This window comes from Ensifer sp. 2TAB8 (genome assembly GCF_052115125.1).
Classification (GTDB): Bacteria; Pseudomonadota; Alphaproteobacteria; order Rhizobiales; family Rhizobiaceae; genus Ensifer.
The window spans coordinates 1-13,321 of record NZ_JBFRGB010000034.1 but is presented as its reverse complement, the minus strand read 5'-3'; the positions used below and the strand labels follow the sequence as shown (position 1 = coordinate 13,321).

The 13,321-nt window shown below is 61.1% G+C and carries 11 protein-coding genes and 1 pseudogene; 8 read left to right on the top strand and 4 right to left on the bottom strand.

Annotation, left to right across the window (positions count from 1 at the left end; all coding sequences use genetic code 11):
• Positions 1–9: 9 nt before the first annotated feature.
• Positions 10–1,194: an MFS transporter gene (locus tag AB4Z53_RS31910; RefSeq protein ID WP_441599321.1), complete on the top strand. Its 1,185-nt coding sequence runs from the start codon at positions 10–12 to the stop codon at positions 1,192–1,194.
• 93 nt (positions 1,195–1,287) lie between these two features.
• Positions 1,288–1,455 (top strand): 50S ribosomal protein L33, encoded by a 168-nt coding sequence (rpmG, locus tag AB4Z53_RS31905; protein ID WP_034795357.1) that lies wholly within the window; start codon positions 1,288–1,290, stop codon positions 1,453–1,455.
• Between the two features lie 579 nt (positions 1,456–2,034).
• Here rpmG and AB4Z53_RS31900 read toward each other — a convergent pair.
• Both AB4Z53_RS31900 and AB4Z53_RS31895 read right to left on the bottom strand, forming a co-directional pair.
• Positions 2,035–3,402 carry a PleD family two-component system response regulator gene (locus AB4Z53_RS31900; RefSeq protein ID WP_441599320.1) on the bottom strand — a complete coding sequence of 456 codons (1,368 nt, stop codon included), beginning with the start codon at positions 3,400–3,402 and terminating at the stop codon, positions 2,035–2,037.
• Positions 3,403–3,419: 17 nt separating this feature from the next.
• A complete protein-coding gene (locus AB4Z53_RS31895; RefSeq protein ID WP_003537642.1) occupies positions 3,420–3,791 on the bottom strand; it encodes a response regulator in 372 nt (123 codons plus the stop codon).
• Between the two features lie 156 nt (positions 3,792–3,947).
• On the opposite strand from AB4Z53_RS31895, the gene AB4Z53_RS31890 reads away from it, so the two are divergent.
• From AB4Z53_RS31890 to AB4Z53_RS31875, 4 genes are all read left to right on the top strand, one after another.
• Positions 3,948–4,217 carry a DUF3572 domain-containing protein gene (locus AB4Z53_RS31890; RefSeq protein ID WP_441599319.1) on the top strand — a complete coding sequence of 90 codons (270 nt, stop codon included), beginning with the start codon at positions 3,948–3,950 and terminating at the stop codon, positions 4,215–4,217.
• Entirely contained in the window at positions 4,214–4,861 is a 648-nt protein-coding gene (locus tag AB4Z53_RS31885) for a hypothetical protein (protein ID WP_441599318.1), read from the top strand. The genes AB4Z53_RS31890 and AB4Z53_RS31885 overlap by 4 nt, the downstream gene beginning before the upstream one ends.
• 168 nt (positions 4,862–5,029) lie before the next feature.
• Positions 5,030–6,328, top strand: a complete 1,299-nt coding sequence (locus AB4Z53_RS31880) for a DNA polymerase IV (protein ID WP_441599317.1) — start codon at positions 5,030–5,032, stop codon at positions 6,326–6,328.
• A 107-nt stretch (positions 6,329–6,435) separates the two neighbouring features.
• Positions 6,436–7,668: a L,D-transpeptidase family protein gene (locus AB4Z53_RS31875; RefSeq protein WP_441599316.1), complete on the top strand. Its 1,233-nt coding sequence runs from the start codon at positions 6,436–6,438 to the stop codon at positions 7,666–7,668.
• A gap of 107 nt (positions 7,669–7,775) precedes the next feature.
• Here the strand turns inward: AB4Z53_RS31875 and dnaE are convergent, their stop codons facing one another.
• Positions 7,776–11,273: a DNA polymerase III subunit alpha gene (gene dnaE, locus AB4Z53_RS31870; RefSeq protein ID WP_441599315.1), complete on the bottom strand. Its 3,498-nt coding sequence runs from the start codon at positions 11,271–11,273 to the stop codon at positions 7,776–7,778.
• A gap of 414 nt (positions 11,274–11,687) precedes the next feature.
• On the opposite strand from dnaE, the gene AB4Z53_RS31865 reads away from it, so the two are divergent.
• Positions 11,688–12,260, top strand: coding sequence for a hypothetical protein (locus AB4Z53_RS31865; RefSeq protein ID WP_441599314.1), 573 nt, complete (start codon positions 11,688–11,690; stop codon positions 12,258–12,260).
• Positions 12,261–12,340: 80 nt separating this feature from the next.
• On the top strand, positions 12,341–12,808 hold the full coding sequence (locus tag AB4Z53_RS31860; protein WP_113537774.1) for a DUF5680 domain-containing protein: 468 nt from the start codon (positions 12,341–12,343) through the stop codon (positions 12,806–12,808).
• A 195-nt stretch (positions 12,809–13,003) separates the two neighbouring features.
• Here the strand turns inward: AB4Z53_RS31860 and AB4Z53_RS31855 are convergent.
• A pseudogene (locus tag AB4Z53_RS31855) lies at positions 13,004–13,321 on the bottom strand (lipoprotein-releasing system transmembrane subunit LolC); the annotation flags it as partial.

Here is a 13,321-nt window from a genome sequence, read left to right as displayed (position 1 = left end):
CCTCGTCGCATGTCACAGCCGTCGCCCGGTACAGCCGCACCGGTTGAGGAAATTCACTGGCGGTCGCTGATCGCCGCCGTTGCCGCGATCAGCGCGGTTGGCATCGCCATCGGCCTCGGCCTGCCGCTGCTCTCCATCATCATGGAGAAGCGTGGGATATCCTCGACGCTCATCGGGCTCAATTCGGCAATGGCCGGCCTCGCCTCGATGGCTGCCGCGCCGCTCACGACCAAATTCGCCCATCGCCACGGGGTCGCGCCGACGATGCTATGGGCCGTTCTGGTCGCCGCCATCAGCTCCTTCGGCTTCTATTACATTACCAACTTCTGGCTCTGGTTTCCGCTGCGCGTGGTCTTCCATGGCGCGATCACCGTGCTCTTCATCCTCTCGGAGTTCTGGATCAACGCCACCGCACCACCGAGCAAGCGCGGGTTCGTGCTTGGCATCTACGGCACGGTGCTCTCGCTCGGCTTCGCGACGGGCCCCCTGCTCTTCTCCATCCTCGGCAGCGAGGRCATCCTGCCCTTCGTCGTTGGCGCAGGCGTGATCCTGCTTGCGGCCGTGCCGATCTTCCTCGCGCGCGACGAGAGCCCTGTCATCGACGAGAAGCCCGAGCGGCACTTCCTGCGCTACGTCTACCTCGTGCCGACAGCAACGGCCGCCGTCTTCATCTTCGGCGCCGTCGAATCGGGCGGTCTTTCACTGTTTCCCGTGTTTGGTACCCGGTCCGGCTTTACCGAATCACAGGCCGCGCTGTTGCTGACAGTGATGGGAATCGGCAACTTCATCTTCCAGATTCCGCTCGGCATGCTGTCCGACCGGGTGAAGGATCGGCGCGCGCTGCTTTCAGCGATGACGGTGGTCGGCCTGATCGGCGCGCTCTGCCTGCCGATGCTTGCCGAAAGCTGGTTCCTGATGGCGGTCGTACTCCTCTTCTGGGGCGGTTGCGTTTCCGGGCTCTACACCGTGGGCCTCAGCCACCTGGGCTCCCGCCTGCAGGGCGCGGATCTTGCGGCCGCCAACGCTGCCTTCGTGTTCTCCTACGCAGTTGGTACGGTCGCCGGGCCGCAGGTCATCGGGGCTGCGATGGACGTCACCGGCAACAACGGATTCGCCTGGGCAATCGCCGGCTTTTTCGGGCTCTATGTCGCGCTTTCGGTGGTCAGGATCGTTTTGAATCCAAAACGGCCTTGACTTTTCGGCCGCGATTTGTAGTTTCGCGCCAACCTTGCCCGTGGCCCGCAACCGGTTGTCCACGGCTTTCATTGTTACAAAGGCAGGACGACCATGGCAAAAGCCACCACCATCAAGATCAAGCTGCTTTCGACAGCCGACACGGGTTTCTTCTACGTCACGACCAAGAACAGCCGTACGATGACGGAAAAGATGACCAAGACCAAGTACGACCCGGTCGTCAAGAAGCACGTCGAATTCAAGGAAACCAAGATCAAGTAAGATCGAGCGTTTCCCGGGGATTGAAGGGCGCCGACCGCAAGGTCAGGCGCCCTTTCCTTTTGGATGCTTGCGTTTCGCAACGGGGCCCTCGGTGGTCTCGGCGGCAGTGAAAGGATGCCTGGAAGGCGCGCCATCTGGCGCCCCGCGCCCGTTCGCCACAAAAGCAAAACGCCGCCCCAGGCTGGGACGGCGCTTACGAAAAGGGGGTCGGCTGGCCCCTGACTGCGGCACGAGGATTCCGCAGAGGTCAAAAGCCAACCGACCGACCCCACGACCCAGGAGATGCGGCGGACCTGAGCATCATGGGGTAAGCAAATTGTTAGGAGGCGATGCCTACTTGTTCATCAGCATCACCTGAAAATGGAAAAAAATCAACGAATTCTTAATGCGCGAAGCGGTGCCGCTAAGCGCATGGTTAATTCTGTATCAGTCTAAGACAGGCACACGCATGGGCGCCGCGGCTACCCAAACTCCCCGGTAGCATCGGCTGCGGCGAGAATACAACTTTAAATGCAACCCGCAAGAGGTGGCGCACGAATATCACGGGGCATGGAGCGGCGGGATTGGACCGCCAAATGCTCAGGCGGCAGCGGCCACCACACGGTTGCGGCCTTCATGCTTGGCTTGATAGAGCGCCGTATCCGCGCGCTTCAACAGGGCCTCGGCGCTATCGGCATCCGGCCTCAACGTTGCTATTCCCATCGACGCCGTGACCTTCAGGACGCCATCGGCCTGCGGGACAGGGAACGGCAGGCTTTCGATTATGATGCGCAAACGCTCGGCGACGCCCGCTGCCATTTCAGCCGACGTGTCCGGCATCACGACGACGAATTCCTCGCCGCCGAAGCGGCAGGCAAGGTCGGCCCCGCGCACCGTCGTGCGAATGCGGTTGGCGAACTCACGCAGCACTTCGTCGCCGGCATCATGGCCGTAGGTATCGTTGACCTGCTTGAAGCGATCGATATCCGTCATGCAGATGGACAGCGGCCGTCCGCGCGCCGCGGCCCGGTCCATCAGCAGTTTCAGGTGCGTGTCGAAGTAGCGGCGGTTGTGGAGGCCGGTCAGGCCATCTGTCACGGCAAGCTCGATGGTCTGCTGCACGCTCGCGCGCAGCCTGTCATTGCAATGCTTGCGGCGGATCTGGGTCATCGAGCGGGCTATCAGCTCGTTCGGATCAACCGGACGCATCAGATAATCGGTCACGCCGAGATCAAGCGCACGCACCACCATCTCGTCGCTGCCCTGCTCCGCAATCAGCAGGATCGGGATAAAGCGTGTCCGCTCCAGCGAGCGAAGCTGCGAGCACAGCCGCAATGGATCGTAGTCGTCGAAATTCGCGTTGACGATGACCAGGTCGAAGTTGTTTTCAGCCGCTTCGAAGAGCGCCGCCTGCGGATCGGAAATTACAGAGACATCGGCGATCGGCTTGAGCGCACGCTGCAACCGTTCCTGCGACGAGCCACGGCCGTCGACCAGCAGGACATTGCCCGGCTCGTCCGGACGGTCCGCGCGACCGGCATCTTCCAGGCCGATGGTCTGTGCCGTCTGGGCACGCAGGCGCAATTCATCGCTGACATTCTTCAACCGAACCAGGCTCTTCACGCGCGACATCAATTGCAGATCGTTGACGGGCTTGGTCAGAAAGTCGTCGGCGCCCGCCTTCAGCCCGCGCACGCGATCCGACGGCTGGTCGAGCGCCGTCACCATGACAACAGGAATATGCGCCGTGCGCGGATTCGCCTTCAGCCGTTCGCAGACCTCGAAGCCATCGAGACCCGGCATCATGATGTCGAGAAGAACGAGATCGATGGGCGTCTTCTCGCAAAGCGCCAGCGCCGAGTAGCCGTCATTGGCTGTCAGCACATCGAAATACTCGGCGAGCAACCGGGCTTCGAGCAACTTCACATTGGCAGGAACATCATCAACGACAAGAATACGCGCAGTCATATCAATTTTCCCGCCGCTCAGGCATCGCCCAGGTAGGTTTTGATCGTTTCAATGAACTTCGGTACAGAAATCGGTTTGGAAACATAGGCTTCGCATCCGCCTTGGCGAATCCGCTCCTCATCTCCCTTCATTGCAAATGCCGTGACGGCGATGACCGGGATGACGTGCAATTCATCGTCCTCCTTCAGCCATTTCGTCACTTCAAGTCCGGATACTTCCGGTAGCTGAATATCCATCAGGATGAGATCCGGCCGATGCTTGCGCGCGAGCTCAAGCGCCTCCATGCCGTTGCGCGTCTGGATCGTCGCATAGCCGGAAGCCTCAATCAGGTCGCGGAACAGCTTCATGTTCAGCTCGTTGTCCTCAACAATCATTACCTGTTTGGGCATGTCGATCCCTTGCTGTCCATCGTCACCTTGCAAGTCGCCTCAGGACATTTAACTTGCAGAGTCGACGACTCGACCCATTTCCTCAACTTCAGAGATAGGCCGATTTGGTTGAAAAATAGGTAACTCCGCACGTAAAAACCATACGGGAACGAAGCATTGAAGAGCGCTGACGAAATCGCCATCGACATCCTTGCCTGGCTCGCCGGCGAGCCGGAGCTTCTGTCTCGTTTCCTGGCGCTGACAGGCACCGACCCTACCGCCTTGCGCAATGCCATCGCCGAACCCGGCTTCATGGGTGGCCTCATCGCTTTTCTCATGGACCACGAGCCGACGCTGATTGCATTCTGCCAGGCGACCGGCACGGCGCCGGAGGATGTCGTGCGCGCCCATGCGGCGCTGTCGGGCCATTCGGGTTTTGAGGATTGAGCGTGCCAGGCGCCGCCACAGACGAGCGCATCCGGCTTCAAGAGCGCCCGCTGATCGTCAGCGACGTCGATGAAGTCGTGCTCGAATTCATCAATCCGTTCAAAGCTTTCCTCCAAAGCTGCGGCCACGCTTTGCTGCCCCGGTCCTTTCGCCTGACCGGAAACATCGTCGATCTTGCAAACGAACAACCGTTGGCCGAGGCCGAGGTCAAGGCGCTGCTCGATTCGTTCTACGGGTCGCAGGATCGCTGGCAGACACCAGCCGAACGGGTCGCCGACACGTTGGCCGCTCTGTCGCAGGACGCGGATATCGTTTTCCTGACCGCCATGCCACCGCACCATGCCGCGGTCCGCCGTGCCCTGCTCGACCGACTTGGCCTTCCCTACCCGCTGCTTGCGTCGGAGGAACCCAAGGGACCGATCGTCCAAAAGTTGCACGGTGGTCGCACGGTTCCGCTGGTCTTCATAGATGACATTCTTCGCAACCTGCAGTCGGTCCAGCACCACGCGCCATCCTGCCTGCTGATCAACCTGATGGTTAACGCGGAGTTTCGCGCGCTCGCCCCAAAGCCGGACGCCAGCATCCGCGCCGTGGCCGACTGGCCAGAAGCGGCGGCCGCCATTCGCGCACATCTTGGAGGCTAGCCGGCGGCGATCGATCGTCGCGCAAAAGCCAGTCGCGCCGGCACGGCTCGAAGCCCACCCGGCGATCTCTGCCAACGCCAATAATTGCGGTGTGTTTTCCAACCGGGCCTCCCTTGAGACTCGCTAGCGTAGAGCGTAAGGTCGCGATGTTCAATATTTGTTCCCGATATGCCCGACAGCGCTGCTCAATCTCCAGGCTTCTGCCGCGACTGCCTCAAGGAACAGGCTGCTAGCGTACGGCGCTGCACGGCCTGCGGCAGCCCGCGCCTGCTGCGCCACAGCGAACTTTACGATCTGACCTTAGCGCATATCGATTGTGACGCCTTCTATGCTTCGATCGAGAAACGCGACGATCCGGAACTGGCCGACAAGCCGGTGATCATCGGCGGCGGCAAACGCGGCGTGGTGTCCACCGCCTGCTACATTGCCCGCATTCACGGCGTGCGCTCGGCAATGCCGATGTTCAAGGCACTGGAAGCCTGCCCGCAAGCCGTGGTCATCAAGCCGAACATGGAGAAATATGCACGCGTCGGCCGCGAAGTGCGGACGCTGATGCAGGAGTTGACGCCGCTGGTGCAGCCGCTGTCGATCGACGAGGCCTTTCTTGAGCTCAAGGGCACCGAGCGCCTGCATCACGATCCTCCGGCACGCACGCTCGCGCGCTTCGCCCGACGCGTCGAGCAGGAGATCGGCATCACCGTGTCCGTTGGCCTCTCCTATTGCAAGTTCCTCGCCAAGGTCGCCTCCGACCTACAGAAGCCACGCGGCTTTTCCGTCATCGGTCAGGCCGAGGCACTCGAGTTCCTGAAGGAGAAACCGGTCACCATGATCTGGGGCGTCGGCAAAGCCTTTGCCGCCACGCTGGAGCGCGACGGCGTGCGCACGATCGGGCAATTGCGAACCATGGAGGAAGCCGATCTCATGCGGCGCTACGGCACCATGGGGCAGCGGCTCTTTCGCCTGTCGCGCGGGCTCGACGAGCGGGCTGTGGAAATCGACGGCGAGGCCAAGAGCGTTTCAGCAGAGACGACCTTCAACGACGACATTGCGCGCTATGACGACCTTGTCGTGCATCTTAGGCGTCTCAGCGAGCAGGTGGCCCATCGGCTGCGAAAGTCGGATCTTGCCGGCCAGACCGTCGTCTTGAAACTGAAGACGGCCGACTTCAAGATCCGTACCCGCAACCGGCGCCTGGACAGCCCCACCCGGCTCGCCGACCGCATTTTCCGCACGGGACTGCAGCTCCTGGAGAAAGAGGCTGACGGCACGAAGTATCGGCTGATCGGCATCGGCGTCAGCGATCTCTCGGCCCCCGACCTTGCAGACCCGCCCGATCTCGTCGATCCGGCCGCAACCCGCCGGGCGGCGGCCGAAGACGCCATGAACAGGCTGCGCGACAAGTTCGGAAAGGCCACAGTCGAGACCGGCTATACCTTCGGCAACCGGAAACGTGACCCCTCGACATAGACACACCGCGATCACGCAACCTTGATCTGGCCCACACGCGGTCTGGATGAATTCCTTAAAGATTGCCCGATAGGCTCGTTCGCCAAGTCACGTGTCGGGTTGAGTGTATGGTATCGCGTTTCGCTCTCACCGCCAGCGTCGTTGCTCTGCTTTTGTCACCGGCCACCGGGTTTGCAGGCAGTCGCGGGCCGCTACAGATCATCGTCTCGAAAGACCAGCAATCGCTCGTCGTCTATGACGGCGACGCCGTGATTGCGACATCACCCGTGTCGACCGGGAAGGCCGGCCACGCGACCCCGACCGGTATCTTCTCGATCCTGGAGAAGCGGCGTCACCATAAATCGAACATCTATTCGAATGCGCCGATGCCCTTCATGCAGCGTCTCACCTGGTCGGGTATCGCGCTGCACGGCTCCAACCACGTACCCGATTACCCCGCGTCGCACGGCTGCGTGCGTCTGCCGAGCGCCTTTGCCGCCTCTCTCTACAAGATGACCGAGCGCGGCGTGCATGTGTTGATCTCGGATCGGCAGATCACGCCCACGGAGATCAAAAGCGCGCTCCTCTTTCGACCGGCCCCGATCGATCTCCAGCCGCCGCTCTCCGATGTGCCGCTCAGACCGGCGATCAGCCAGGCCGGCGACACGCCGGTCGAAGTTGCCATGACCGAGCCGACGGGCGGAGCGGCCGCGACTACCAAATCCATGGCGGAACCGATCCGTATCCTGATCACGCGCAGCGACGCGCGGGATACGATGCGCGAGATCCAGATGTCGCTGGAGTTCCTCGGATACGCGCCGGGCACGATCGACGGCCATGCAGGTCCAGCAACGATCGCAGCGCTCCGCGCCTTCCAGACGAGCGAAGGCCTCGAGAGCGACGGCAAGCTGACGCCAGAGTTGACCGACAAGCTCCTGCACCAGGCTGGCCGCACGCCCCCACAGAACGGCAAGATCCTCGTGCGGCAAGGGTTCAAGCCGCTCTTCGAAGCAGGTCTTACGATCGACAAGCCGGAAGAGGCTCTTGGGACACATTTCCTGCAGTTTCGCCACAAAGAAGAACAGGGCGCCGAAGGCAAATGGTTCGGCGTTTCGCTTGAAAACCACCTGCCCAACTCGATGAAGAAGCGCCTCGGCATTTCCATGGAGGCCGATCCGTTCGCCTATAACGGCATACAGCGCACGCTCGCGCGGATGACGATATCCAACGATGTTCGCAATCGTGTGGAAGAACTGTTGGCCGAGGGATCGTCGCTTTCGATCGCCGACACTGAAAGCGGGCTGGAAACCGGACAGGGCACCGATTTCATCACCGTCACGCGGTCGCGCCCCGGCGACTGAACAGGAGCGACAGCAGGAAAGCGCGGCGCGGTTTCGGCTCCCCGGCCGGCTTCCAGGGAACGCAGGCATCGTTTCTGCGCTTCGATCGAGCGGAGATTAACGCCGGATCAAACCAGTTCGACGTCGACCACACCCGGGGCCGAGCGCAGCGCTGCGGCGATCTCCGGCGAGATCCGGAACTTCTCGCTCAGTTCCACCTCGATCTCGCGCTGACCATTGTCCTTGATAACGACGAACGAGACGAGACCATCGCCCTTGGTGTTGAGGTGCGATGCGATCGATTTCAGCGGGCCGGAATCGCGCACATAGACGCGCAGCGCCTTCTGCAGTTGCAGCGATTCTTCCTCCAGCGAGCGCAGCGTCTGGATGCGCAGACCGATACCCTCCGGCCGCTCCTCTGCGGCAACGGTCATCACAAGCGATTTGCCCGGCTCCAGGAGGTCACGATACTGGTGCAGCATTTCGGAGAACAGCACCGCCTCGAACTGACCGGAGGAATCCGAGAAGGCGATGATGCCCATCTTGTTGCCGGTACGCGTCTTGCGCTCCTGCTTCGAGGTCACGGTGCCGGCGAGCCTACCGGCAGTCGCGCCCTTCTTCACCGCACCGGCGAAATCGCCGAAGGTCTGCACCCGCATCTTGGCAAGCAGCGCATTGTAGGTGTCGAGCGGATGGGCGGAGAGATAAAAGCCCAGCACCTGGAACTCACGATGCAGCTTTTCCGAAGCAAGCCAAGGCGTATAGGTCGGGAGTGCGATGCGTTCCGGACCCGTTGCGGCACCCGCACCGAACATGTCGCTCTGCCCGCTCGTCTTGTTCTCTTGCGCACGCTGGGCGAAGCCGAGGATGCGGTCGAGCCCGCCGACCAACTCGGCCCGGTCATAGCCGAAGCAGTCGAACGCGCCGGCCGCGATCAGACTTTCGAAGACGCGGCGGTTGAGAAGTTTTGGGTCGATCCTCAGGCAGAAATCTTCGAGGCTTGCAAAGGTTCTGTCGCCGCGAACCTCGACGATGTGCTCAACCGCCGATTCGCCCACACCCTTGATCGCAGCCAACGAGTAATAGATGCGGCTTTCACCCGTTTGGAAGTGCCGGAATGAGGTCTGCACCGATGGCGCAATCACCTCAATGCCCAGGCGCTTCGCATCCTGACGGAAGTCGTTGACCTTCTCCGTGTTGGACATGTCGAGCGTCATCGACGCGGCCAGGAACTCTACCGGGTAGTGCGCCTTCATATAGGCGGTCTGGTAGGAGACGATCGCGTAAGCCGCCGCGTGCGACTTGTTGAAGCCGTAGTTGGCGAATTTGGCGAGAAGGTCGAAAATCAGGTCAGCCTGCGGCTTCGACACCTCGTTCTTGACAGCACCGTCGACGAAGCGGGCGCGCTGCTTGTCCATCTCCTCCTTGATCTTTTTGCCCATGGCGCGGCGCAGAAGATCGGCCTCGCCGAGCGAATAGCCTGAGAGCACCTGGGCGATCTGCATCACCTGCTCCTGGTAGACGATAACGCCCTGCGTTTCCTTGAGCAGATGGTCGATCTTCGGATGAATCGATTCGACTTCTTCCTCGCCATGCTTGCGGGCATTGTAGACGGGAATGTTCTCCATCGGGCCTGGGCGGTAGAGCGCCACCAGCGCGATGATGTCCTCGATGCAGTCTGGCCGCATGCCGATCAGCGCCTTGCGCATGCCGGCACTTTCCACCTGGAACACGCCGACGGTCTCGCCGCGAGACAGCATTTCGTAGGTCTTCAGATCGTCGAGTGGAATGCTCGCGAGGTCGACCTCGATGCCGCGTTGCTTCACGAAATCGACGGCGACCTTCAACACGGTCAGCGTCTTCAGGCCGAGGAAGTCGAACTTGAYGAGACCCGCCTGCTCCACCCACTTCATGTTGAACTGGGTGACCGGCATGTCGGAGCGCGGGTCTCGATACATCGGCACGAGCTGCGACAGCGGACGGTCGCCGATCACGATGCCGGCGGCGTGGGTCGAGGCGTGACGGTACAGACCCTCGATCTTCTGGGCGATATCGAGAAGCCGGGCGACGACCGGTTCCTTCTCGGCTTCCTCCTGCAGGCGCGGCTCTTCCTCGATCGCCTTGGAGAGCGGTGTCGGGTTGGCGGGATTGTTCGGCACCAGCTTGCAGATCTTGTCGACCTGACCGTAAGGCATCTCGAGCACGCGGCCAACGTCGCGCAGTGCGGCGCGCGCCTGCAGCGAACCGAAGGTGATGATCTGCGCTACCTGCTCGCGGCCATATTTGCGCTGCACATAGCGGATCACTTCTTCGCGCCGGTCCTGGCAGAAGTCGATGTCGAAGTCGGGCATCGAGACGCGCTCAGGATTGAGGAAGCGTTCGAACAGCAGCGAGAAGCGCATCGGATCGACGTCGGTGATCGTCAGCGCATAGGCGACCAGCGAGCCTGCACCCGAACCGCGGCCCGGTCCGACGGGGATATCGTGCTGCTTCGCCCATTTGATGAAGTCGGCAACGATCAGGAAGTAGCCGGGGAACTTCATGCGCTCGATGACGCTGAGCTCGAAGGCCAGGCGTTCGCGATACTCCTCTTCGCTGTGGCCGGGCGCCATGCCGAGCCTGGCCAGACGTTCTTCGAGCCCCTCCTCCGCCTGGCGACGCAGTTCGTCCGCCTCGGCGCGCTCGGCCTCCTGCGGATCGGCCGTGGCGCCGGTAAAGCGCGGCAGGATCGGCCCACGGGTCTTCAACATGAAGGAGCAGCGCCGTGCGATTTCGACGGTGTTTTCCAGCGCCTCGGGCAGATCGGCAAACAGCGCCGCCATTTCCTTGCGGCTCTTGAGATAGTGATCCGGTGTCAGGCGGAAACGGCTGTCATCCGAAACCATCGCATTGTGCGCGACCGCCATCAGGGCATCATGCGCATCGTAGTCGGACGGCGACGGGAAGAAGGCCTCGTTGGTGGCAACCAGCGGAATGTCGAACTTGTAGGCAAGGTCGATCATCCGGCTCTCATGGCGCTTGTCGTAGCCTCCGTGCCGCTGCAACTCAATATAGAGGCGATCGCCAAAGAGATCGTGCAGGGCTTCAAGACGCGCTTCCGCCAGTGCTGTCGCGCCCGCCTTCAGGGCCAGATCCACCGGACCGCCTGATGCACCCGTCAGCGCAATCAGCCCCTCCGTACCACATTCGGCAAGCCACGAGCGCGTGATGCGGGTCGCCTGGCTGCCCTCGCCGCTGAGATAGGCTCGGCTCACCAAGTCAACGAGCCGCGCGTAGCCGTCATCGGTTGCGGCGATCAGGACGATTGCTGGGAGCTTTGCGAGCTGGTGCGCGTGGCCACGCCGTTCACCATCCACCTCTTCTTCCATGTCGATGGAAAGCTGACAGCCGGTGATCGGCTGCAGTCCGTCGTCGGCTGCCTTCTGGGAAAACTCGAGCGCGGCAAAGAGATTGTTGGTATCGGCGATCCCGATCGCCGGCTGATTATCGGCAACCGCCTTACCGATGACCTTCTTCAGCGGCAGCGCACCTTCGAGCAAGGAGAAAGCCGAGTGGACACGCAGATGCACAAACTGCGGGTCCGTACCAAGCGCTTCGCTCGATGCTGCTTTGCCGTCATCTGCCATTATTCGCACCCTGATTCCTGTCTGGACGGCAGGATATCCCGTTTATCATCCGACATGTCCAGTTTCACCTGACACGTCGTCCCCCTTATTCAATCCAGGGGGCGAAATTCGGGAGGCGCGTGAGAGAAAGGATCGGCGCTCCTCAGAGGCCGAGTGCGATGAAAGAGATGCTTGCGATGAACAGGCTCATCGAAGCGAAGGCGGCGAGGTCACGAACAAAATCAGTCATAACATGGCTCCTTTTCCGTTATGTTTTTACTTTGTTCCATTTTTGTTCACTCGTCAAGCGATACACAGGCGTTCTGTTCACGATGGTTAACACGGCCGGCGAATGCCGGTTAATAGCCGGGTAGCCGCTTGAGGAAAGGGCCATGCGCGCATATTGAGAGGAACAACCAAGCGGAGCGCTCCAACATGTCTGCACGCCTGATTCTGCCGTTACTTATGCTGTTTCCCAGTGTCGCCTCGGCGACGGAAACGATCGATCCCGCACGCATTGTCTCCGCCGCAACCGGCGACTGGGACAAGGACGGGGATACGGACCTCGCGCTGATCGTACGGTCCGCCGAGGGCAGCGACGACGACAAAGGCATCTATATCTACTTCGCAGGCGACAATCGCGCGCTGGCGCTGAAGTCAGCGATCCCGAACAAGGTCTGGGGGCAGTTCGATCTTTCGGGACAGGCGCCTTCGATCGAGGCACTGCCGAATGGCTCGCTGGTTGTCACCAGCCACAACGACGCCATCGGGCGCGACCGCTGGGAACAGAAACTGACGGTCGCCTACCGCAATTTCGAGTTCGTGGTCGCCGGCTACACCTACTCATCCTATGATACCCTCGATCCCGACAACACTTCGCAATGCGACCTCAATGTCCTGACCGGCAAAGGCAAAGCGAAGGACAAGGCCGTTTCCGTCAAAGGCGAACTCGTCCTTCTCAAGGACTGGAACGACGACCGCGGCCAGAAGGCTTGCGGCATTCAATAGTCGGGAGAATGTTCCCTATTTGTTCTTTACAACTTTCGCGGATCCGGGCATCTTCACCAAAGAACATACGAGGAACAATCATGACGGCGCTCGAACAACTCACGGACTTCATCGTCGAGGCAAAATCACGGGCCTATGTGGGTGGCGGCACGCCGCGACCGTCGTCGCGCCCGGGCTCCCAAGACATCGGTTATGAGCGGGATCGCTGGCGCTATCTCGACAGCTACTTCGGTGGGACCGACTTTGCCGGACAGGAAACCGTATGGCGGGGGGAGGAGCCCTACTGGGCAATGAACTATTTCGGTCGCATCATCCGCCCTGAGCTCATCGACGGGGCAAAGGCGGGACAGGTGATCAAGGCTGCCCTGCAGGCGATGTATCGGGAGAAGCGGCACTTTCTCGGCGGCATGCAGTTTCGCCATGCCCACGGCTACTACATCGACAGCAGTTGCGGTGACACGGAACATTTTTCCGGTCACGAGGTCATCTTCGTCGACGGCGAGGAAGCCTACGAACTCGACTATCGCGGCGGCCTGATCAAGTGTTGAGGGCAACACCTAAAGCATGTGGCGCAAAAGTGCGCAGCGGTTTTGCGATAAAGACATGCGAGATACCGAAAACCTGGAGCGTGACCAGCAAATCTGAAAGGTCGCGACGCGCTTTAGGCGTCAAGCGGCGAGGATGGCCGGCGAGGACGGTAATCGCTGAGGCCGTACGCCCATTCATTTAAGATGATGTCCTCGTCAATCGTAGCGCAGGGCTTGCACCGGATCGAGGCGCGAGGCACGCCAGGCCGGAAAGATCGTGGCGAGGAAGGAAAGGGTGAGCGCCATGACGACGACGAGAGCAGTCTCATCCGCATTCATGTCGGCCGGAAGCTGGCTCAGGAAGTAAAGCTCGGGGCTGAAAAGAGTCGTTCCGGAGATCCAGGAAAAGAACTGGCGGATGGATTCGATGTTGAGGCAGACGACGACGCCGAGCGCCACGCCTGCGACCGTTCCGGCGACACCGATCGCAGCACCCGTCATGAAAAAGATGCGCATCACCGAGCCTGAGGTTGC

Coding starts and splice junctions, on each gene's coding strand:
- rpmG (WP_034795357.1), top strand. CDS start 1,288: ATGGCAAAAGCCACCACCATCAAGATCAAGCTGCTTTCGACAGCCGAC.
- AB4Z53_RS31895 (WP_003537642.1), bottom strand. CDS start 3,791: ATGCCCAAACAGGTAATGATTGTTGAGGACAACGAGCTGAACATGAAG.
- AB4Z53_RS31900 (WP_441599320.1), bottom strand. CDS start 3,402: ATGACTGCGCGTATTCTTGTCGTTGATGATGTTCCTGCCAATGTGAAG.
- AB4Z53_RS31880 (WP_441599317.1), top strand. CDS start 5,030: ATGCCCGACAGCGCTGCTCAATCTCCAGGCTTCTGCCGCGACTGCCTC.
- AB4Z53_RS31875 (WP_441599316.1), top strand. CDS start 6,436: ATGGTATCGCGTTTCGCTCTCACCGCCAGCGTCGTTGCTCTGCTTTTG.
- AB4Z53_RS31860 (WP_113537774.1), top strand. CDS start 12,341: ATGACGGCGCTCGAACAACTCACGGACTTCATCGTCGAGGCAAAATCA.
- AB4Z53_RS31865 (WP_441599314.1), top strand. CDS start 11,688: ATGTCTGCACGCCTGATTCTGCCGTTACTTATGCTGTTTCCCAGTGTC.